Source organism: Ornithinimicrobium cavernae, from assembly GCF_003121625.1.
Classification (GTDB): domain Bacteria; phylum Actinomycetota; class Actinomycetes; order Actinomycetales; family Dermatophilaceae; genus Ornithinicoccus; species Ornithinicoccus cavernae.
Window position 1 is genome coordinate 1 of sequence record NZ_QDDJ01000034.1, and the last position, 1,285, is coordinate 1,285.

At 65.3% G+C, this 1,285-nt stretch carries 1 protein-coding gene; it reads right to left on the reverse strand.

Annotated elements, in window-relative coordinates; translation table 11 throughout:
• Positions 1–29: 29 nt before the first annotated feature.
• Positions 30–1,219 (reverse strand): IS3 family transposase gene (locus DA085_RS20590; protein WP_419866528.1). Its coding sequence is split into 2 segments (ribosomal slippage): positions 30–967 and positions 967–1,219, totalling 1,191 coding nucleotides; the frame shifts between segments, so codons are not numbered across the junction.
• Positions 1,220–1,285 lie beyond the last annotated feature (66 nt).

A 1,285-nucleotide genomic window follows, 5' to 3' on the forward strand; every position in this document is an offset into this window, starting at 1 on the left:
TGGGGTTGACCCCGTTTCGTGGACATCGGTTAAGCGGCTTGGTCTGCCGCGGTGGTGAGCTGGTGCTCGAAGGCTACCGGGTTGATCTGGCCGAGCGCGGAGTGGCGCCGTCGGCGGTTGTAGACGGTCTCGATCCAGGTGCTGACAGCAGTGATCGCTGCAGCGTGGGTGGTGAAGTGGTGCCGGTTGTAGAACTCGGTCTTCAGCGTCGACCAGAAGCTCTCGATCTGAGCGTTGTCCCAGCACACCCCAGTCCTTCCCACGGACAGGCGCACGCCCAGGTCCTCGGCTACCTGCCCGAGTTGCGTCGAGGTGTACTGACAGCCGCGATCCGCATGGAAAATCGTGCCAGCAGTATCGCCCTGACGGAAGGTCACCGCGCGGCGTAAAGCGGTCTCCACGACGTCGGTGTGCAGGCTGTCAGCGAAGGCGTAACCGATGACCCGGCGCGAGCACCCATCGCGGACCGCGCACAGGTACAACCACCCCTGGTCGGTGGCCAGGTACGTGATGTCCGAGGTCCAAACAGCGTTCAACGCGCCACGGTCAAAGCGACGTTCCACCAGGTCCGGGATCGAGTGCGTGCTGGCGTCCGGCAGGGTCGTGACCGGCCTCCAGGGCCGTGGGCTGATCCCACGAATGTCGTTGTCCCGCATGAGCTTGGCGACGGTCTTGCGAGAGACGACCTCGCCGGCCTCGCGCAGGTCGGCCAGGATCCGTGGTGCCCCGTTGACCCCGTCGGAGGCGTCGTGGGCGACCTTGATCTTCACACTCAGGTCAGCTGCCCGCACGGCCCGTGGCCCCGGTGGCCTGCCCTGGCGGGCGGCCCAGGCGTAGTAACCGGACCGGGAGACCTCGAGCAGCTCGACCATCCGAGACACGCTGTGGTTGGCCTTCTCCGCGGCGATCACTGCGAACGCCTGCTCGGGTTCGAGTTCTCCGTCGCGAAGAAGGCCGCTGCTTTTTTCAGGAACTCTCGATCCATCCGCAGCTCGGCGACCTCGCGGCGTAACCGCTCCAGCTCGGCCCGCTCATTGACGTCGACCGCCTCTGGCGGATCGTCCATCCGAGACCGCTCGATCGCCACCCACCGGCCCAGCAACTGCTCACCCACCCCGATCTCACGGGCGACCTCAACGATCGTGCGCCCGGTATCGATCACCAGATGAGCAGCATCCTGGCGGTACTTCGGGGTGTAACTCTTCCTCTTGGCACCCATAAGGGCATCCTCTCCTGCCAGGCAAAACCTGACGGTCAGGATGTCCACCCAACGGGGTCAACCTCA